Below are 21791 nucleotides of genomic sequence, written 5' to 3' on the forward strand. Positions count from 1 at the left end.
CCGTTATTAAATATTATATAGTGACCCATCTACTGTGTAAGATGAAGAACTTACATAAGAAGCTTCATCTGATAATAAAAATGCAATGACATTTGCTACTTCATTTGGTTCACCATAGCGCTTCATTGGCACTGCCTCTTGATATGCGGATTGTGCTGCTTCTGCTGCACCTGGTGCAACTTTTGCTTCAATCTGGCGCATCATTTGTGTATTAATAACACCAGGGTTTACTGTATTTACGCGTACATTATATGGAGCAGCTTCTAATGCAGCTACTTTATTAATGCCCATTAGAGCATGCTTCGACGAATTATATAACATCATATTTGGCGAACCGATTAATCCAGCGACAGAGGCTGTATTGACAATTGAACCTGCTTTTTGCTGTTTCATAATTGGCAGTACATATTTTAATCCGTAGAAAGCACCTTTTACGTTAATGCTATATACGAAATCGAAATCTTGTTCAGTTATTTCTTCTAAAATTTTTGCTGGCCCTTCAACACCTGCATTATTTGCAAAGCCATCAATGCGACCAAATTTTAATACCGTTTGGTCTACATAATTTTTTACTTCTGCTTCTTTTGAAACATCTGCCTTTAAAGTCAGTACACGATCTTCACCTAAGTTAAGTTCCTCTGCAACCGCTTTCACAGCAGCTTCATTTAAATCCACTAATGTTAACTTAGCCCCTTCGCCTGCAAGTTTGCGAGCAATCTCTTTACCGATACCTCCTGCAGCACCTGTAATAATGACAACTTTATTTTCAAATCTCATCTTTTGTACCTCCCCTAAACATTGTTGTTACATATATAGTTTAATCGGTTTGACTTTCTGTAAGCCATCCTTAATATTTGCTATAATGTCGAAGAAACCAACACTTTTTATCAATCTGTCTAATGTAGGAGATAAATTTGATGAAATCTAATTCCAATCAAGCTTTACGTACAAAACATTTTTTGAAAAAGGCATTTATTGATCTGGTACATAAAAAGGGATTTAGTGCTGTTACTGTGAAAGACATTGTTGAGTATGCTCAATATAATCGAACTACCTTTTACGTGTACTATCAAAATATAGATGATCTTGTTGAAGAGTTAATGGAAGAAATGTTTGAAGCTATTCAATATAACAGTATGTCTAAGTATGAAAGTAATAGTCGTGTGAAAGTACAGGAGTTGACAACGAACTCCTTTGAATTGTTATATTACATTTACGATCACCGTGATTACTTCACATTGCTACTGTTAGAAGATACGTTGCCTCGCATACACCAGCAACTACCTGAAGCGATTTTTAATTTGCTCAAGGAAAAATTTGATATTCATTACGGCGTATCTGTTGTTGATGATTATTCCCAAAAGCGCTATATGGCTTACGGGACAGCTGGCTTGATTTTGGACTGGATTGCCCAAGATTTTGATGCGACACCTGGTGAAATGACAGAGCGTCTCAATCGAATTTTTAACACCTTTGCAAGAGGATTTGTCATAAAAGAAATCGACACTTAACAAACAAAAAAGAACGAATTCCTTCATCGGAAATTCGTTCTTTTATTTATGAAGCTAGCTCTCTTCGCCGTTATTATTATTTGTAAGCAACCACGTTAAATATGTGTTCCGACGTTACTTTCTTGTATGTTTTTACTAAGCTGATTCTCTACGTTTTCCGATTTTTTCGACCAATAAGTGGCTAAAATCGGACCAGAAATATTATGCCATACAGCACCAAGGACGCTAGGCAAGGCAGCTAATGGACCAAAATGGGCAGTCGCTAACGCCACCCCTAGACCTGAGTTTTGCATACCTACTTCTATAGAAATAGCTCGACGATTACTTTCATTCAGTCCTAACATAAGTGCTGTTAAATAGCCCAACAGCAATCCGAATGCATTATGGAGCATTACTGCCGTAAAAATAATGAATCCAGCCGAAGCAATGCTCTCAACATTGCCAGCAACAACTGCAGAAACAATAATGATAATAGCAACTACTGAAATAAGAGGAATGACGTTGATGCTTTTTTCTACAGCTTGTGGAGCAACTCTTCTTATAACAATACCTAAAATAATAGGCAAAATAATTACTTGAATAATTGATGTAAACATTGCCATTGGATCTACAGGCATCCATTTACCTGCAAGTAATAGTAATATTAATGGTGTTGCAATTGGGGCTAATAACGTTGAAAAAGATGTCATTGTAATTGATAGCGGTACATTGCCTTTCGCTAAATACACCATAACGTTAGAAGCAGTGCCTCCTGGGACAGAACCGAGAAGGACTAGCCCCGCAGCTAATTCCGCAGGTAAGTTCATAATATAAGCTATTAAAAAGGCTGTCAGTGGCATAATTATATATTGTGCACATACACCAATGATAACTGGTACAGGATTCGTTAAAATCAGTTTGAAATCAACCGCCTTTAACGTCAGCCCCATACCAAACATAACGATGCCTAGCAAAATCGTTATATATCCTCCAAATATTAAAAATGGATCAGGAATTATAAAGGCAATAACAGCTATACAAATGACCCATACAGCAAAGTATTTTCCCGCTATTGTACTAATGGCTTCTAAAATTTTCATATTTCCACTCCCTATTTCTTTATTTTTAATATTTTATTTGGATTGAAAAGTCCATCAGGATCGAGCGCTAGCTTAATCTTTTCCATCACAAGCAATGCTTTGCCATGTTCTTTCTCCTGGTATTTTTGTTTACCAATACCGACACCATGCTCTCCCGTACATGTTCCTCCACGTTCAAGCGCATACATTACTATCAATTCATTGAATTCATCAGCTTTTTTTATTTCATCTAAATCATTCATATCAATCATTAAAAGAACATGGAAATTGCCATCACCAACATGGCCCACAATTCCACCTGTAAGGGCTAACAAATTCAGTGCATTTCTTGCATGTTTAATAGCCCCTGCTAACTCTGAAATCGGTAAACAAACATCCGTCACCATAAGTTTTTTTCCTGGGTGTCCATGAACATAGGCGTAGGCTAAATTATGACGCGCTTCCCACAACTGATTGCGCGCTGCATTATCGGACTCGAATTCAATATTTTCACAATTGTGCTCTGCTACAATTTCTTTCATAAATTCAACGTCTTGCTTTAATCCAGCTTCATTTCCATGGAACTCTAAAAATAATGTTGGTTGCTCCTCATAAGCTGTATGACTATGCAAGTTCACTTGTTTTATCGAATGTTCATCTACTAGCTCCACTCGTGCAATTGGAATTCCCGCTTGCAAAATACTTACGACTGCTTCGACCGCATCATTGACAGTTTTGAAGGAAGCTCGTGCGGCCATTTCATATTCAGGCAGCCCATAGACTTTTAGCGTCAATTCGGTGAAGCAACCAAGCGTTCCCTCTGACCCGACAAATAGACCGTTTAAATGATAGCCAGAAGATGATTTTTCTGCTAAATTCCCAGTATGAATGACCTCACCATCTGATAGAACGACCTCTAAATCTCGAACTTGATCGCGCATCACTCCATATTTAACTGATGTTGTTCCACTGGCATTTGTTGCTGCCATCCCCCCAAGCGTTGCATCAGCTCCAGGATCGACAGAGAAAAACAAACCGTATTTTTTTAACTCTTTATTCAACTGAGAACGCGTTACCCCTGGTTGAACTTTTACGAGAAAATCCTTCTCCCTCACTTCTAATATTTTGTTCATATTAGAGAAATCAATCGTTATCCCGTGATCATAAGGGATTACATGCCCTTCTAAGCTTGTTCCCCTTCCGAATGGTACTATCGGTACTTTGTAGTGGTTTGCTATGTTTATTGTTTTGCTCACTTCATCCGTCGTTGTTGGAAACACAACGATATCTGGAAGACTGACACTATGATAAGATTCATCACTACTATGTTGTTCTAAAATTGTTTGATTGATCGTTACTTGGCTTTCTGAAAGAGCACATCGTAGAGCATTTACTAATTCTTCATTTGTTGCAATCATTTATTTCTCCCCTTTTTACTCTCATTCCTTCATGTTTTTCGTTGTTTAAAACAAACATGTCATACCAATTTATTAAACTATTATATTGGTCCAACCATTATTATTATACTTAATATTCTGAAAATATCAATTATTATTAATTTTCATTAATTGATAACGATGAAGTATTTCTGTATGATTAAAGCGTTTATAATACTAGGTAATTGAGGGGAAGGACATAGAGAATGCTGCAACCTAAGAAAAAAGCCTATCAAGTAATTGTTGATCAAATAAATGAATATTTTTTAAATGGAGATTTACAGCCTGGAGAAAAACTGCCGACAGAAAGAGAATTAGCAAGCCGTTTTAATGTCAGTCGAACTTCGGTAAGAGAGGCACTTCGCAAGCTTGAAATCAAAGGAATTATTGAAATTAAACAAGGCAGTGGCAGCTTTATTAAAACAAAGGAAAGCCTTTCAATAGGCAAAGAGCTCTCCTCTACCATTTTAAAAACTGAAAAAAAATTAGTATATGAAATGTTAGAACTCCGCCAAACACTTGAAGTCGAATGTGCCTTTTTAGCTTCACAACGTGCCACTTCCGAAGATTTAGAACGAATTGGACAGGCATTGGAAATGATGAATCAAGTAAAAAATGATGTGGAATTAGGCATTCAAGCGGATTTAAGTTTCCATATAAATATTGTACTCGCCTCACATAACTCGATATTCTCGCAATTATTCCAAACCCTTAGCGAACATATGCAAGATACCATCAGAGTTACCCGAACACAACGCTTGAAAGATCAGGAACGTACACAAGAAACGATTGATGAACATAAAGAAATTTACTTAGCAATCGCAGCGGGCGATGCTAATCAAGCGAAACAACTTATGGAAATGCATATTAAACAAATAAGAAGAGAATTGACAGAGTCACTTTTTAATCATATTTGAAAACGAATCAAATAAAGCGCCCTACACGTTGATTGGAGCGGAGGGCGGGCGACTCCTGCGGGAACACACAGTACGTAAGACGCAACAGACCGCGCGCTAGCGAGGGTTGCGGCTTACGGTGTGCCCGCGGAAAGCGCCCGTTCGTAGCAGAAATCAACGGCAGGAGACCTCTAAGTTTAATTAATGACTATAGCAGACGACTAGCAGATATATTAATAAGTGCAATAATTGTACTGTATTTTAACTTTTTCATTCGAAAGAGCGTGTTGACACCAGTTGATTGGAGCGGAGGGCGGGCGACTCCTGCGGGAACAGCACAAAACGTAAGACGCAACAGACCGCGCGCTAGCGAGGGTTGCGGCTTACGGTGTGCCCGCGGAAAGCGCCCGTTCGTAGCGGAAATCAACGGCAGGAGACCTCTAAGTTTAATTAATGACTATAGCAGACGACTAGCAGATATATTAATAAGTGCAATAATTGTACTGTATTTTAACTTTTTCATTCGAAAGAGCGTATTGACACCAGTTGATTGGAGCGGAGGGCGGGCGACTCCTGCGGGAACAGCACAAAACGTAAGACGCAACAGACGCGCGCTAGCGAGGGTTGCGGCTTACGGTGTGCCCGCGGAAAGCGCCCGTTCGTAGCGGAAATCAACGGCAGGAGACATCCCTTCTATATTAATTTTAAATAAAAAAAGGACTATAGACAAACTCGAAAATCTTCGAGGTTGTCTATAGTCTGAACGAATCCTCTCTTAGGATTCGTCCGTTCTTTCCTTTAAAGCTTTCATTTATTCTAAAACTGCCATTCGAAAAGCCGTCGCAATGATTTGTGTACGGTTTTTTGCATTAAATACCGTTTGTAGCTTTTGTATATAATCACGAATTGTGTACTCACTAACAACGAGAAGCTCTGCCATTTCTTTATTACTAAATCCTTCTGCTAATAAAAATAGCACTGCCAAGTCTTTATCCGTTAGCTTTAAGTCATGCAATAGACGCTGTGTACTGCGTGTCCGTGAAAAATAACAACCTAATAAGTTCCCTGCTTCCTCTAGTAGTTGCATTTCTTCTTCACTATAGGAAAAGGGCATTCCACATTGGTCAAACGTTAACCAACCAAATAATTGTCCATTTTGCTGTATTGGAATAAAAATAATCGTAGATATATTCAATAATTCAATTGCAATAGCATTTATATATGGTGCTGGTTGCTCTAAAAAGAGTGGCTTCTTAATAGCAAAAACGGGCTCATCTTCCAGCTTGCCTTTTAGCATTTGTACTTTGTGTAGCTCAGAGCCATATACACCTGAAAATTCATTGAGCCAAGGATTATAGCTATGAAAAGTAACTCGTTGATAGCCGAAGTTCTCCTGTGCTTTCGTTAAAATCGTTGGCATATGATCTACTCCATCTAATTGAATAAGCAATTTACTAAAGTGCTGTAGCTTAAGCAAACTCTCTATATTCATATCAGCCTTTATCGGAGACTGTACTACTTTGCTGTTTATAAGACGTAATACATCAAGGACTTTTTCATGATACATTAACATTTCATCTGTATATGGATGCTTAATTTGGACAAGTACATCTTTAGTAGCGGAATAAGACAATGAAGGAAATGTTGTAAGCAATTTTTCTGGTAAAAGTCGACTATGCATTGTCGCCCAGTTAATTAGCTCCTCCCGCTGGATCGTTTTATTTTTTAACTGACCATTTAAAAACGTCAGCCAAGAACGATACCAATAACCAATTTGAATAATTTCTTGCTCACTTAACTCTTTTCTAGACTGCAAATGCTTATTCCACGCATAGGCAATATCTTGATGATGAATTTTATGAAACAATACATATTGAAAGTTTATTTTAGTCATAGCACACCTACATTTACATGTTTAATTAAAAATTATATACCCTCAGTTACAGGTATCTTTGCGTTTACTCTATCATTTACACTCTATAAGTAACAACTTTATTTTGTTATTTCGTTCAACTATTTATATAAGGGTATTCGAATCAAGAAATGAGGTATTAAATATGGAATTTAAAAAAATATTAGTTGCAGGTAGCGGTGTATTAGGAAGTCAAATTGCCTTTCAAACTGCATTTTCTGGATATGAAGTGCATGTATATGACATTAACGATGATGCTATTGCATCAGCGCAACAGCGTATGGATTCGTTATCGAACACATACGGAGAATATTTTAACGATACGGCACGTGCAGCTAAAGCGTTAACAAGCTTTTCGTTTTACACAGATTTAGCACAGGCAGTATCTGATGTAGATTTAGTAATTGAAGCTGTACCAGAACGTATTGAAATTAAACAATCATTTTATACGCAATTAGCAAAAGTAGCACCAGCAAAAACGGTTTTCGCATCCAATTCTTCAACACTGCTACCTAGTCAGTTTGCTCAATTTACAGGACGACCTGAGAAGTTTTTAGCATTACATTTTGCAAATACAATTTGGAAAAACAATACAGCCGAAATAATGGGTCATGCTGGTACTGATCCACAGTACACTGAACAAGTCGTTGAATTTGCACGTACAATTGGCATGATTCCATTCCATTTAAAGAAAGAACAACCAGGCTATATTTTAAATACATTATCTGTTCCCTTTTTAAGTGCTGGGATGGGGCTTTGGGCAAATGATATTGCAGACCCACATACAATTGATAAAAACTGGATGATTTCAACAGGCTCACCATTAGGTCCTTTCGGCTTTTTAGATATAGTTGGCATGGAGACACCATATAACTTAAATATGATGAAAGCGGAAATAGATCCAATGGCAAAAATCATTGCGGAAAAAATTAAAGCAGAGTATATTGATTTAGGGAAAATGGGTGCTTCTTCAGGGGAAGGTTTTTATAAATATCCGAATCCAGCGTATTTGGATAAAGACTTCCTTAAACAAAATTAATTTGGGACAAAAGAGAAAAAGTGTTAGATTGCTTACATCAATCTAACACTTTTTTCTGCGACGTTGTTGTCTGCTTGCAAAGGTATTTTATAAATCCGAAAAAGTGAGTGGTTTCTTCTTGAAGCCTTTTGTCGTAATGAAAGCATAAATAAAACCGATTGCTAGCCACAAAAAGCCTATCTTCAATGTCATCGGTGATAAATTAATAAATAAGTAGAAACAAATACCGAATCCTAACCCTGGAATTAATAAGTATCGAATTATTTTCTTTTCTTTTTTTCGGAAGAAGTAATATACGATTACTGATAAGTTAACAAACATAAATCCTGTCAGGCCACCAAAGTTCATTAATTCTGCCACGAAATTCGCTGATAAAAACAGCGCTCCTAAAACACTAATGACACACATTAATAAAATATTGTATATTGGTGTTTGATATTTTGGATGTAAATGTGTGAAAAACTTTTTGGAAAGTACCTCATCACGCCCCATACTGAACATTAAACGAGATGCACTTGCTTGACCTGTTAAACCAGCTGTTATTGTCGATACAATAATCGCAACAGTATAAAGCGTTGCAAGAACGGCACCACCTGCTTTTTCCGCTATATCAAATAGAGCCGTATCAGCTGAGCTAAAGTTTGTCACATCAGGCCATACGAGCTGTGCTACATAAGCTTGTCCAATAAAAATAAGTCCTCCAATTAAACAAGCTAAAATAGCTGCCTTCCAAATATCATCTTTTGGATTAACTGCCTCTTCTGAAAGCGTTGTAATCGAATCAAACCCTAAAAATGAAAAGCAGGCCATTGCTGCACCAGAAATAATGGCAGACATAACGAATTTTTCATCGTTGAAGAATGGTACAACAGAAAAGAGCGACGTACTACTTTCCCCACCAACAATTGTCTTCACACAAAAAATCACGAAAATAACGACTACAATTCCCATAAATATAACGAGGATTTGATTTGTTTTTGCAGCGATACCAATCCCTAGAATATTTACAGTCGTAATAATACCTGCAATTAATAAGACCCATACCCAATACGGAACAGATGGTATTAAGGCATTCGCATATGAAGCACCTACCATAAATACAATGAGGGGCACTAAAACATAGTCCATAAACATTGCCCACCCTGCAAAAAAACCTAAATGCGGATTAATTGCACGTTGCGTATATGTATAAGTGGACCCTCCATTTGGAAAAACAGCAGCCATTCGACCGTAACTATAGGCAGAAAACATCATGGCAACCATCGCAATCAAGTAGGCTAATGGCAACATGCCGCCTGTAGACTCTGCTGCAAAGCCATAAATATAAGCTGGCGCAATCGGTGTCATAAAAGCAATACCATATATGACTAAATCTTTTAATGTTAAAACACGCTTTAACTGTGGTGTATGATTATTGGCTGTTTGACTCATAGTCTATTTCCTCTCACACATTCACTGGGTTGCTTTTTGCTAGTTCTTCCGTTACTAAATCAATTACTTCATCAGTGCTCATCACTTGGCAATAAATTTGATTCATAATCATAATTTCTGCATCATGAAGCTGTTGCGTTGCTGCTGCACATGCATCTTCAACTAAAATAACTTCAAAGCCTGCGTCAGCTAAGCTGCGAACGGTTGAAGCAACACATTGGTCAGTTACAACACCTGTACAAACTACTGTTTCAATGCCCATATTGCGCAGTAAAAATTCATAATTCGTTCCACTTAATACGCTATCTGTCGTTTTATTGACTACAATTTCATCATCAAGTGGCTTTAGCTCCTCCACCATCTCCGCTCCTGGGTCACCGATAGGCAATAAAATATTGTTCCAACCTGGACGTCGTTGTACTGGAGAACGATCTCGTCCATCTTTATGATGGCATGCAATACGACCAAATGTTACTTCTAATTTATTTGTACGGAAAAACTCTAAAAGTTTTTTATTGTTCGGAATTGTTAAAGTGTCGATACGATTAAAGAAGTATTCCCATTGTTCAAACATGCCCTTTTCTCTTGCAACTTGTGCATCTAATCCATCTCGGCTAATAAACTGATGTTGCATATCTACGATTAGTAATGCTGTTTTATCTGGGTTCACGTTTATTTTTTGACCGTCAGTCGGTAAAAATTCATAATATAATGTTGATGTATTTTCCATAATAATTCCTCCAAATTCCCTCTATTTCCGATATGTTATAGATAAATAAAAAGACAGATTCTTTGTGCAAAAGAATCTGTCTAACACAAAAATGATCTACTCATTTAGAAACTAAAAATGAATCGACCATTTAAAATTCCCACTGTTTGTCTAAACAGAGATAGCACAACTTCATAAACAGCTATGTTTATGAAGACAGTCCTGCAGCTATTCGCTACAGACCCAGCATATGATGGCGAGAACTCACCATACACTTCGGCGACATTTCCTTCTACCTAATCTCTTCGTCTTCTCGGACTCCATTAGGTACTGTTAACTGTCGCGCCTCTACCTCACTATCGGAAAAGTGAGGTTTATTTAATTGTTTGAAATAATTATATTATTGCATTTTTTCTATGTCAACGATAAATTTACTATGTTTCATAAGATTTACTGCGCCTTATTATAAAAAAATGACAAATAAAACGCTTTCATACAATAATTAATTGAAATAAATATAACAATAATCGAACAATTTATTCTTCCGAGTGCCTGCTATTTCAGCTGGATGGATAAAGCTTCAAAGCAACTCCTATTTTATAAAAAACCATCAATTAAAACGCAAAGGCATTTTAATTGATGGTTAAATCAATGTTATATAGTTTCGCTTACATTCGCTATATTCTCTTTTTTGAGCATTAACATAACAATAAAGGACATACAATATAAGCCTGCTAAGTAAAGCATCGCAACTTTCATATCATAACTTTGTAAAATATAGCCGACAAGGATAGGTGAAAAACCGCCTATCGCTCGACCAAAGTTAAAGATTGTGTTTGTTGCCGTACTTCGAATTTGAACGGGATATAGACTACCAATCAACGCTCCATATCCAGCGAACATGCCATTTGAGAAGAATCCAACAATTGCGCCACCGATTAGAACACTCACACTACCAGTAGCATAAGAGTATAAGAATACAGCGCATGCTGAGGCAATAAGGAAGACACCAAAGGCACGCTTTGCGCCAAATCGGTCTAAAAATAGTCCAAAGGTTAACATACCAACAATCATGCCTACAGCTGTACTAATTGTCCATATCGCAGAGCTTGAAACAGATAAGCCTTGCGACTGTTGCAGCATTGATGGTAACCAAATCATTAATCCGTTATAACCAGCAATTTGAACTGTTGCCATTATAATTAGTGAAATTGTTGTAATCGCTGTTCGTGGCGTTTCAAACAATTGTACCAACTTACCCTTTTCAGCTTTCTTACTATCCTTTTTATTTTTCTGAGCGGCAAGCCACTCAGGAGATTCGTCTAAATTTTTTCTTACGATAAAGGCAAAAATAACAGGTACTACTCCAACAAAGAATAATGCTCTCCATCCTAAAGTAGGAAGAATGATTGCACTTAGTAATGCTGCTAAAATAACGCCATACTGCGCACCTACACTGACATAGGAAGATGCACGCCCTTGTTTATTTTTCGGCCAAGCTTCTGCAACAAGCGCCATACCAATACCGTATTCTCCCCCAGCACCTATTCCTGCAATAAATCTAAATAGATACACTTGTTCAATGCTAGTCGCTAATCCTGTTAACGCTGTACCAATTGCAAACAAGATGACGGTATACGTAAAGACCTTTACCCTGCCATACTTATCTGCTAAAACGCCGAAAACAATTCCTCCTAATAGCATCCCTACATTCGTTATAGAAGAAATAAGTCCTCCCGTTGCTAAATCAATGTTAAATTCCGCAATAATCATTGTCATCGCAAATGAGATAAACATGATGTCCATGCCTTCTAATGTTAAACCTGCTACCGATGCGACCACGGTTTTTTTTCGATAATCCATTCTACTCTCCTCCAGTATGTTCTAGATGAAATAAATCTCTTTTATTTACGAATGAATGGATGTATCTATATAAATATAACGTTTCCATTCTCCTTTTAAGCCTCACGGGACTTCCTTTAAAAGAGGTACGTTAGTTGTGTACTCACAGCTAAAATGCAAAATAAATGCCCTTTCGTCAGATTGGACAAAAGGGCATGAATAAACAAAGATATTACTAGCATAATAACTTAAAGTATCATATAGCCCTTTTCAGCCTCTCTGGACCGTATTAAAGGTAAATTATTTCAAAAGATATCTTAGCAAAATTATTTATATTTTCATACAAGAAAATTTTGGTAAAAACAGCTTGAAACCTTTTCTAGTATGGCTTTAAGCTTATATAAATAAATTTTAAGCAGTTGCTCCCATGTAAAAAACAACTCGTCAGTTCAAGAAAAAAGAACGAATTCTCTCCTCGAAAATTCGTTCTTTTTACATTAAGCTAATTCCAACCAAGCAACCGCCTCACAATGTGTAGAATGTGGGAACATATCAACTGGTTGAATTTCTTGTGTTTTGTATCCGCCATCTTCCAATATGCGAAGGTCACGTGCGAGTGTTGCTGGGTTACAGGATACGTAAACAACTCGTTTTGGGCGTTGCTCTAAAATTGTTTGTAAAAGTGCTTCATCGCATCCTTTACGTGGTGGATCTACAACAAGGACGTCTGCTTCCTTGCCTTCCTTGTACCAGCGTGGAATCACTTCTTCTGCTGGTCCTGCCTCGAAGTACGTATTGGTAAAGCCGTTTAGCTCTGCGTTGCGTTTTGCATCTTCAATAGCTTGTGGAACGATTTCGACACCCATTACGGCCTTCGCTTTTTGTGCAAGGAATAAAGAAATGGTACCGATACCGCAGTAGGCATCAATGACGCGTTCATGCCCTTGTAAATCAGCGTAGTCTAACGCTTGCTTGTATAGTACTTCTGTTTGCTGAGGATTTACTTGGTAGAAAGAGCGTGCCGAAATTTCAAAGCGCACATCACCGATAGAATCAATGATTACATCTTTGCCCCAAAGGTTGATCGTTTCATCCCCAAATATAACGTTTGTTTTATCGCTATTGATGTTTTGCATAATAGATGTCACGTTTGGCACTAGCTTTAAAATGCTCGCTACAGCCGCTTCTTTTTGCGGGAATTTTTTCTTTTTCGTAACGAGTACAACCATCACCTCTCCAGTTGCACGTGCAGTTCGGATAACGACGTGACGCAGCATCCCATCATGTGATGCTTCATTATAAGGTTGAACACCAATTGCCGTTAATTCTTTTTTTAATCCAGAAAGAATCGCGTCCGCTTCGCCTGTTTGGATTAGACAACGGTCCATATCAACAATTGTATGTGATTTTGTTTTGTAGAAGCCAGCAATGACTTGTCCTGCGTCATTTGTGGAAAATGGTATTTGAGCTTTATTGCGATATTGCCATGGCTCCTCCATGCCCTTCACTGGTAAAACAGGTGCGTCGATTTTGCCTAAACGTTGCATAACATTTCGCACCATATTTTCCTTCCACTTTAACTGCCCCTCATAGGATAGATGCTGTAACTGACAGCCACCGCATTGCTTAAAATAATCGCAAGCTGCATCTACTCGATCTGGTGACGCTTTAATAATTTCTTTCACTTTTGCAAAGCCATAATTTTTTAACGTTTTTAAAACGTGTACTTCTGCAGTTTCATTCGGTAATGCACCTTGAATAAATAATGGATAGCCATCGACTTTTGCGACACCATTGCCATCATGTGTTAAATCTTCTATATAAACTGTAAGTTGGTCATTCTTTTTTACGGGTGCTGACATTCGTACATCCTCCATTTCAATCTTCTTATTGTAGCATGTGATAGCGGAGGAAAAAAGAACAAGGCATGAAATTATCATGCTATTCTGCCTGAAACACCATGACTCGCAATGTGAATGAACTCCTCGTTTTCCTTAGCGTATCTTCAATTGATCAATAGTTTTAGCCTATACAGTGTAAAAAAGAGCCGCTATTCGCGACCCTTTCTCTTATTGTTCCTTACATAATCATCTTTTGGTGCCCACCAAAACATAATGATAATACTAATAATCACTACTATAAATGGTGCATAAAAAATTTCAATTTTTTCCATCGATGTAACCTCCTATGCATGATGGTCTTCTTTCCCTGTCACATAATTTTTGTTAAATAAGAATAGTTTCAACAATAAATAGAGTGAAGGCAGAAGCAGGCATAATCCTAAAACGAATACGATGACTAATGCAATGGCCATTTGTGTATTTGTAAAGCTGTCGTAGATTGTTAAATATGGATACAGTAAATATGGGTATTGCGCAATACCATAAGCAAAAAATGCTACCGCGAATTGGGCGATTAATAATCCTACAGCAAGCCCATAATTTTTTCGCATCCATAGCAATATGACCGTGATAATAAATAATACTGCTGAAATGGCAAACATCCACCATAAGTTGACCATATGTTGATAGCTTTCTGGGTTAATGGATTTCATTTCATACATAATGCCCAGTGCACTAATCATTAATGGCGCGGCCCAAATTAATGCATATTTTCGCATTAACTTTGTTGCCTCTGCGTCATTTGCTTTATGTGCATACCACGTTAAAAATACTGCGGATATATAAAGGACAGCCGCTATGCTTAGTACGACAATACTCCATGCAAATGTACTCGTATACAGTGTCCAATAATTTAATACTGGTTGCCCTTCCACCATATCCACATAGCCACCACCTGCAATAGCGAATACTACAGAAAGTGAGGCTGGAATAAGTAAGCCTGTTACGCCATATGTGAGAGAATAACCGATATGTCCTCGTGCACCATACGATTCAAAGGCATAGTACGAGCCGCGAATCGCCAGTAGCACTAATGAAATACTTACTGGCACAAGCAAAATCGTGCCATAGTAAAATGCTGTTTGAGGGAAAAATCCTACAATTCCTACAAAGAAAAATACTAAAAAGACATTCGTTACTTCCCATACAGGCGATAAATATCGTTTAATAATATTCGTTATGATATGGTTTTTCCCAATAAGGAGACTGTACGCATTGAAAAAACCTGCACCAAAATCAATGGATGCGATCATCACATAACCAAAAAGGAAAATCCACAATACTGAAATCCCTAATACTTCTAATGTCATATGATGTCACCGCCCTTTTCCGTATTGCGATCTTCAATTTCTCGCTCAATCGGGTTCTTTTTAAACATTCGAATTAATACGACAATACTACCAACTCCAAGTACGGCGTACACACCTGAGAATAACAGCATCATTAAATCGACGTGATCGCTCGTTGTAGCTCCCTCTGGTGTTCGCATAATACCGTATAATATCCATGGTTGACGTCCAACCTCTGCAAGCCACCAGCCTGCTTCAATGGCAATTATGGACAGTGGTGCACCCGCAACGATAACCCATCTAAACCACCGAGAATGAATAAACTGCCAACCTCTTGGTTTACCTACTACGTAAAGTAATGATACTAAAACCATGAACATGCCGATAAAGACCATGATGTTAAACAGATAGTGGATATAGAGCGGTGGTCGGTCTTCCTCCGCAAATTGATCTAAACCGATTACTTCTGCATTTGGATTATTACGTGCAAGTATACTTAATGCATATGGTACCTTTATAGCATACTTCACCTCTTCGCCATCCAATACACCTAGTAAAATAAGCGATGCTTTATCTGTTGTTTCAAAATGCCATTCTGCTGCAGCTAATTTTTCTGGTTGGTATTCCGCTAAGTATTTACCTGAGAAATCTCCTATAATGGCTGCTGCAATGGACGAAACTAAGCCAATTTTCATTAGTAAAAATAATGATTTTTTATGATAAATATGATCTGAACCTCTAAGCATACGATAACCTGCGATTGCTGCCAACACAAATGCGGATGTCATGTATGCGGTTACAAGCACGTGCGCGACTTTAGTGGGCATTGCTGGGTTAAACATTGCTAGAAATGGTTGAATATTAATGAGCTGACCATCCACTATGTCAAAGCCTTGTGGTGCGTTCATAAAGGCGTTGACGATTGTTATAAAAACTGCAGACATCGATGCACCTACAGCAACAGGTATTAGAAGGAGCATATGTTTTTTCTGACTATCGAAACGATCCCAAGTATATAAGTAGATACCTAAGAAAATGGCTTCAAAGAAGAATGCAAAGGTTTCCATAAAGAGTGGTAATGCTATAGTTTGCCCTGCAAGTTGCATAAAATTCGGCCATAGTAACGATAATTGTAAACCGATTGCTGTACCTGTAACGACCCCTACAGCAACGGTAATGACGAAACCTCGTGCCCAACGTCGTGCCATTAATATATAATGCTCATCATTCTTTTTATAACCAGTCCATTGCGCAATCATAATCATTAACGGCACGCCAACACCAATCGTTGCATAAATGATGTGGAATGATAACGTAAGCTCTGTTAATGCACGACTCCAAAAGACTGCTGATTCATTAATCATCTCATTGCCCTCCTAACTACCAAATATTCTTCCAAGTATGGAAAGTAGCATGATAATCGCAACACCAAAGCTTAACCAGATAAGCTTTCTTTCCTGTGACTTATACACATTGCACCACTTCCTTTCCCTTACCTCTACCCATATTTTCTACTATTCCAACGCAAAAAACCTTTATAATGGACCGAAACTTCGGCCTAATATAAAGGTTTCAAATATTGTTCATTTAATATACGTATATTCGCCAAACATTTTTCTTAATTCGTTCACAATCCCAATTTCTAAGGAGATTATTAACAAATAAGTGTAAAATCGCTAAAATTATTTACACCTATCTTCCAATTGTTCCATATGATGAAATTTAAATACGATCTTCCTCACGAATGTCTTCAATTGGTACAAAAAGTTCAATATGGCGTTTCAAGTTTTCAAATGTTGCAGGCGCATCTCCACCATACTCGCCATCTAGATTTAAATGCACTTCGTTTTCCGTCGTAACTTTTACAACACTTGCCTTTTTATAAATAACACGATCATCCTTTAAATGTTCGCCTCGTAACGCCATTGCCGCAAGTTGAATAAATTCTGGAAGGCTTACTTTTTTTAATACTAATAAAGTGAAGTAGCCATCATTTATGCTTGCATCTGGTGCAAGCTTTTCAAAGCCTCCTACAGAATTCGTTAAGCCACATAAAAACATCATTGCATCTCCATCAAATACTTCACCATCATATTCAATACGCATATGTGATGCCTTAATGGAAGGAATCATTTCAACTGCTTTTAAATAATATGCTAACTGCCCTAGCATTGTTTTCATCTTGCTTGGCACTTCGTATGTTAGCTCAGTAATACGTCCCCCAGCAGCGATATTGATGAAATAGCGTTCTCCATTTAACAATCCAACATCAACTGGTAAGGTATCGCCTTTAATAATAATATCAACGGCTTCATCAATATTTCGTGGAATATGGACAGCACGTGCAAAATCATTCGTTGTCCCCATTGGAATAAGGCCAATCTTCGGACGCTTTTCGAATTGGGCTACACCAGAAACAACCTCATTTAACGTACCATCTCCACCAACTGCTATGATAATATCAAATCCACGTTCTACTGCGTTTTTTGCTGCTTCTATAGCATCGCCTTCACAAGTTGTTGCGTGACAAGATGTCTCATAGCCTGCTACCTCTAGTTTCTCCAATACTTCTGGTAGATGCTTTTTAAACGCTTCTCGCCCAGATGTAGGATTATAAATGATTCTTGCTCGTTTCATAACATACCTTCCTGCTTCATAAGATTCTAATACTTTCAACGAATAAACCATTGAAATGTTGCACTGATGATTTCCTGCAAAGTACTACGCCTTGCAACTCAAATTACACCAAATGCTTTTAATACGCCAAAATAAACACGTATTGTACGTTACAGCTTTGATTAAGCAATGCCAGATTATTGCAATGCTGCTGTGACATGTTTCTTGAAATCCTCGTATACATATGTCCAATTTTGTTTGTTCGTAATATTATCTTCGCGAATTTCACTGTAAAGTGCTTTTTGTGCGTCCTCAAACGTTGGATCTTCTTTGTCTGGTAATGTCGCTCTTTTCTTCACAACAATATCCTGTAATTCAGGCGCACGTGGTCCCCATTTCCCTATAACCTGACCTGCTTCATTTAATAAAATATACATTGGAATTGCACGGCCACCGTTTGTTAAATAACGGTCAATTAAATCTGTATCTGCATCACGTAATACTGTGCGCATATCTAATCCAGCTGCCTCTGCAACACGGCGTATAATCGGATTATTTAACATCGCATCACCGCACCAATCTTCAGTAATTGTTAAAATTTTCGGTTGCTTGTCCTTCAATAAAGCTACAAAACCATCATTCATTGGCACTTCAAAGCCATCATAAATACGGAAGCTGTCTTCTTTAAGTGTTGTCATATTGTCCATATATTGTTGAATTGAAATGGCTTCTTCAAAATATTGTTGTTCAGTTTTCATATACTTATCCCCTTTTTTAGTGAAGTGATTGTTCTATTCTATATTTTGCTATGAATACTCTTTTTAGACAACTATTTAGTGTTATACGATTTGTTAGTATGTACAATTTTTGCATTTAAAAAGCCAAGAAAGTGAATTCACTCTCTTGACTCATTGTAAAAACAAAGAATTAGCGTTTAGCAATTTCTTGTTGTAATAATTTGTTAACCATTGGTGGGTTCGCTTGGCCTTTTGTAGCTTTCATAATTTGTCCAACTAAGAAGCCAATTGCACGATCCTTACCGTTTTTAAAGTCCTCAATTGATTGTGCATTGTTATCTAATACTTCTGTGACAATTGCTAATAATGCACCCTCATCAGAAATTTGTACTAATCCTTTTGCCTTCACGATGTCATTAGCTGAACCACCATTTTCGACTAACTCCGTAAATACTTTTTTACCGATTTTAGAAGAAATTGTACCGTCCGTAATTAATTTCACCATGCCTGCTAGGTTTTCTGGAGTTAATGCAGTATCTTTAAGATCTTTTTGTTCAGCATTTAAATAGGCAGAAACATCACCCATCAACCAGTTTGCAGAAAGTTTTGCATCCGCGCCTTCAGCTACCATTGCTTCAAAGAAATCAGAAATTTCTTTAGAAATAACAAGCACGCCAGCATCATATGAAGTTAATCCTAAATCTTCAACATAACGTTTTTTACGAGCATCTGGAAGTTCAGGGATTTCTGATTTTACGCGCTCTAACCACTCATCGTCGATTGACAGACGCACTAAATCTGGCTCTGGGAAGTAACGATAATCATCCGTTCCTTCTTTCACACGCATTAAAATCGTTTTACCTGTTTTTTCATCAAAGCGACGCGTTTCTTGATCAATCACGCCACCTGAAAGTAATACGTCCGCTTGGCGTAACTCTTCATGCTCAATACCGCGACGTACGTAGTTAAATGAGTTAAGGTTTTTAAGCTCTGTTTTTGTACCGAATTCTTCTTGGCCATATGGGCGAATTGAAATGTTGGCATCACAACGCAGTGAACCTTCTTCCATTTTACAATCTGAAACATCTGTATATTGGATAATCGATTTTAATTTTTCAAGATAAGCATACGCTTCATTTGCTGTGCGAAGATCTGGCTCAGAAACGATTTCTACAAGCGGTGTACCTTGACGGTTAAAGTCCACTAAAGAATGGTCGCCAGCATGAGATAGTTTACCAGCATCTTCTTCCATATGAAGGCGCGTAATACCGATACGTTTTGTATAACCATCTACTTCAATATCAATCCAACCGTTTTTCCCAATTGGCTTATCGAATTGTGAAATTTGATATGCTTTCGGATTATCTGGATAGAAGTAGTTTTTACGGTCAAATTTTGTTTCTTGCTCGATTTCCATGTTTAGTGCAAGTGCTGCACGCATTGCGAAATCTACAACATTTTTATTTAAGACAGGAAGGACACCAGGATAGCCTAGGTCGATTACTGTTGTATTTGTATTTGGTTCAGCACCGAAGTGAGCTGGCGCTGGCGAGAAGATTTTTGAGTTTGTTTTTAACTCAACGTGTACTTCTAAACCAATGACTGTTTCAAAGTTCATGTTATTTTCCCTCCCAAATTTGAGGAACTTCTTTATGGAATTCCGTAGCTTGCTCGAATGCATGCGCTACACGGTAAATTGTTGCTTCATCGAAGTATTTACCAATGATTTGTAAGCCTAATGGTAGACCGTTTTCAAAGCCACATGGAATTGAAATCGCTGGCACACCCGCTAAGTTCATTGGAATTGTTAAAATATCGTTAGCATACATCGTCATAGGATCATCAACATTTTCACCAATTTTAAATGCTGGCGTTGGTGCTGTAGGACCAATGATTACATCAAAGTCTTCAAATACTTTGTCGTAGTCAGCTTTAATTAGTGTACGTGCTTGCTGTGCTTTTTTGTAATAAGCATCATAAGTACCAGCGCTAAGTGAATAAGTTCCTAGCATGATACGGCGTTTTACTTCATCACCAAAGCCTTGTGCGCGTGTTTCTTTGTAAAGGTCCATTAAGTTATTAACGTTCTCTGCGCGGAAACCATAACGGATACCATCAAAACGAGAAAGGTTTGATGACGCTTCAGAAGAAGAAAGGATATAGTACGCCGCAAGTGCATATTTAGAATGTGGAAGTGATACTTCTTCTACTGTCGCACCTAAGCCTTTTAGTACTTCTAGTGCATCAAGTACTGATTGACGTGCCGCTTCGCCAACACCATCACCTAAAAATTCTTTTGGTACAGCAATACGTAAACCTTTTACATCGCCAGTCAATGCTGCTGCGAAGTTTGGTACTTCTACATTTGCTGAAGTTGAATCATTAGTATCTAATCCTGAAATAGCTTCTAGTAATAGCGCATTGTCTTCAACATTACGTGTAATTGGTCCGATTTGATCTAATGAAGAAGCAAATGCTACTAGTCCAAAGCGAGATACACGACCGTATGTAGGTTTCATCCCTACGACACCGCAATATGCTGCTGGTTGACGGATTGAACCACCTGTATCTGAACCAAGTGAGAATGGTACTTCTCCTGCTGCAACTGCTGCCGCAGACGCACCTGAAGAACCACCTGGTACGTGATTTAAGTTCCATGGATTTTTTGTTGTTTTATAGTATGAGTTTTCATTTGATGAACCCATTGCAAACTCGTCCATGTTCAATTTACCGATTGTAATCATGCCAGCTTCGCGTAGCTTATTAACGACTGTCGCATCGTAAATAGGCATAAATCCTTCAAGGATTTTAGAAGCACAAGTTGTTTCTAAGCCTTCTGTTACGATATTGTCTTTTACACCAATAGGAAGACCAAAAAGTGGTCCACGTTCTTCAAATGGCACTTTGTCCATTTCAGCTGCTTGTGCAGTTGCTTTTTCTTCGTTTGAAGCAAGGAATGCTTGTACATCGCCGTCAAGCTTTGTTACGCGTTCATATGCTTCTTTTGTTAAGTCAGCGATTGTTAGGTTACCAGCTTTAATTTCAGCTTGTAGCTCCTTTGCTGAACGTTCAAATAACGTCATGAGGAATCCTCCTATTTTTTAGTATTACATGATAGCTGGTACTTTTACTTGACCATCTTCTTGTTCTTTTACGTTTAACATCATTACATCACGGTCTAGACCTTTTGTTGCCACGTCTTCACGCATTACGTTTACTAATGGTAATACGTGTGTTGTTGGTTCAACATTTGTAGTATCTAACTCGTTTAGCTGCTCTGCAAAGTCAGTAATTTTCCCAAGTTGCTCAGCAAATTTTTCGGCTTCTTCTTCTGTAATTGCAAGACGTGCTAAGTTCGCAACGTGCTTAACTTCTTCTTTTGTTAATTTTGCCATTTTTTACACCTCCGAATAC

General features: G+C 37.9%; 19 protein-coding genes and 1 riboswitch. Of the genes, 3 read left to right on the forward strand and 16 right to left on the reverse strand.

Annotated elements, in window-relative coordinates:
* Nucleotides 1-6 precede the first annotated feature (6 nt).
* On the reverse strand, nt 7-777 hold the full coding sequence (locus FH508_RS20960; RefSeq protein ID WP_173479628.1) for an SDR family NAD(P)-dependent oxidoreductase: 771 nt from the start codon (nt 775-777) through the stop codon (nt 7-9).
* A gap of 140 nt (nt 778-917) precedes the next feature.
* Between FH508_RS20960 and FH508_RS20965 the strand changes: the two genes are divergently transcribed.
* Nucleotides 918-1511, forward strand: a complete 594-nt coding sequence (locus tag FH508_RS20965) for a TetR/AcrR family transcriptional regulator (RefSeq protein ID WP_173479629.1) — start codon at nt 918-920, stop codon at nt 1509-1511.
* Nucleotides 1512-1606: 95 nt separating this feature from the next.
* On the opposite strand, the gene FH508_RS20970 is transcribed toward FH508_RS20965, so the two are convergent.
* Entirely contained in the window at nt 1607-2590 is a 984-nt protein-coding gene (locus FH508_RS20970) for a bile acid:sodium symporter family protein (protein WP_173479630.1), read from the reverse strand.
* Between the two features lie 11 nt (nt 2591-2601).
* Nucleotides 2602-3987 (reverse strand): FAD-binding oxidoreductase, encoded by a 1386-nt coding sequence (locus tag FH508_RS20975; protein ID WP_173479631.1) that lies wholly within the window; start codon nt 3985-3987, stop codon nt 2602-2604.
* A gap of 224 nt (nt 3988-4211) precedes the next feature.
* Here FH508_RS20975 and FH508_RS20980 point away from each other — a divergent pair, with 224 nt between their 5' ends.
* Entirely contained in the window at nt 4212-4922 is a 711-nt protein-coding gene (locus FH508_RS20980) for a FadR/GntR family transcriptional regulator (protein ID WP_173479632.1), read from the forward strand.
* Nucleotides 4923-5712: 790 nt separating this feature from the next.
* On the opposite strand, the gene FH508_RS20985 is transcribed toward FH508_RS20980, so the two are convergent.
* A complete protein-coding gene (locus tag FH508_RS20985; RefSeq protein WP_139860700.1) occupies nt 5713-6795 on the reverse strand; it encodes a LuxR C-terminal-related transcriptional regulator in 1083 nt (360 codons plus the stop codon).
* 163 nt (nt 6796-6958) lie between these two features.
* Here FH508_RS20985 and FH508_RS20990 point away from each other — a divergent pair, with 163 nt between their 5' ends.
* Complete coding sequence (locus FH508_RS20990) at nt 6959-7852, forward strand: 3-hydroxyacyl-CoA dehydrogenase (protein ID WP_139860702.1); 894 nt, start codon at nt 6959-6961, stop codon at nt 7850-7852.
* Nucleotides 7853-7939: 87 nt separating this feature from the next.
* Here FH508_RS20990 and FH508_RS20995 read toward each other — a convergent pair whose 3' ends face one another.
* From FH508_RS20995 to gatC, 12 genes are all read right to left on the reverse strand, one after another.
* A complete protein-coding gene (locus FH508_RS20995; RefSeq protein WP_173479633.1) occupies nt 7940-9283 on the reverse strand; it encodes an APC family permease in 1344 nt (447 codons plus the stop codon).
* A 13-nt stretch (nt 9284-9296) separates the two neighbouring features.
* Complete coding sequence (locus FH508_RS21000; protein ID WP_173479634.1) at nt 9297-10013, reverse strand: cysteine hydrolase family protein; 717 nt, start codon at nt 10011-10013, stop codon at nt 9297-9299.
* Nucleotides 10014-10166: 153 nt separating this feature from the next.
* Nucleotides 10167-10351: riboswitch (Lysine riboswitch) on the reverse strand.
* A gap of 295 nt (nt 10352-10646) precedes the next feature.
* Nucleotides 10647-11855 (reverse strand): MFS transporter, encoded by a 1209-nt coding sequence (locus FH508_RS21005; protein WP_139860205.1) that lies wholly within the window; start codon nt 11853-11855, stop codon nt 10647-10649.
* Nucleotides 11856-12331: 476 nt separating this feature from the next.
* Nucleotides 12332-13696 (reverse strand): 23S rRNA (uracil(1939)-C(5))-methyltransferase RlmD, encoded by a 1365-nt coding sequence (rlmD, locus tag FH508_RS21010; protein WP_173479635.1) that lies wholly within the window; start codon nt 13694-13696, stop codon nt 12332-12334.
* A 188-nt stretch (nt 13697-13884) separates the two neighbouring features.
* Nucleotides 13885-14007 (reverse strand): cytochrome bd oxidase small subunit CydS family protein, encoded by a 123-nt coding sequence (locus FH508_RS24000; protein ID WP_255639591.1) that lies wholly within the window; start codon nt 14005-14007, stop codon nt 13885-13887.
* Between the two features lie 12 nt (nt 14008-14019).
* Entirely contained in the window at nt 14020-15045 is a 1026-nt protein-coding gene (locus FH508_RS21015; RefSeq protein ID WP_173479636.1) for a cytochrome d ubiquinol oxidase subunit II, read from the reverse strand.
* A complete protein-coding gene (locus FH508_RS21020) occupies nt 15042-16388 on the reverse strand; it encodes a cytochrome ubiquinol oxidase subunit I (RefSeq protein ID WP_173479637.1) in 1347 nt (448 codons plus the stop codon). The genes FH508_RS21015 and FH508_RS21020 overlap by 4 nt, the downstream gene beginning before the upstream one ends.
* Nucleotides 16389-16746: 358 nt before the next feature.
* A complete protein-coding gene (locus FH508_RS21025; RefSeq protein WP_173479638.1) occupies nt 16747-17661 on the reverse strand; it encodes a diacylglycerol kinase in 915 nt (304 codons plus the stop codon).
* Between the two features lie 176 nt (nt 17662-17837).
* Complete coding sequence (locus FH508_RS21030) at nt 17838-18398, reverse strand: thioredoxin family protein (RefSeq protein ID WP_173479639.1); 561 nt, start codon at nt 18396-18398, stop codon at nt 17838-17840.
* 169 nt (nt 18399-18567) lie between these two features.
* On the reverse strand, nt 18568-19995 hold the full coding sequence (gene gatB / locus FH508_RS21035) for an Asp-tRNA(Asn)/Glu-tRNA(Gln) amidotransferase subunit GatB (RefSeq protein WP_173479640.1): 1428 nt from the start codon (nt 19993-19995) through the stop codon (nt 18568-18570).
* A 1-nt stretch (nt 19996) separates the two neighbouring features.
* On the reverse strand, nt 19997-21460 hold the full coding sequence (gene gatA, locus FH508_RS21040) for an Asp-tRNA(Asn)/Glu-tRNA(Gln) amidotransferase subunit GatA (protein WP_173479641.1): 1464 nt from the start codon (nt 21458-21460) through the stop codon (nt 19997-19999).
* 24 nt (nt 21461-21484) lie between these two features.
* Nucleotides 21485-21772 carry an Asp-tRNA(Asn)/Glu-tRNA(Gln) amidotransferase subunit GatC gene (gatC, locus tag FH508_RS21045; RefSeq protein WP_024364473.1) on the reverse strand — a complete coding sequence of 96 codons (288 nt, stop codon included), beginning with the start codon at nt 21770-21772 and terminating at the stop codon, nt 21485-21487.
* Nucleotides 21773-21791: the final 19 nt, after the last annotated feature.

The organism is Lysinibacillus sp. CD3-6, assembly GCF_006351725.2.
Taxonomy (GTDB): Bacteria; Bacillota; Bacilli; order Bacillales_A; family Planococcaceae; genus Lysinibacillus.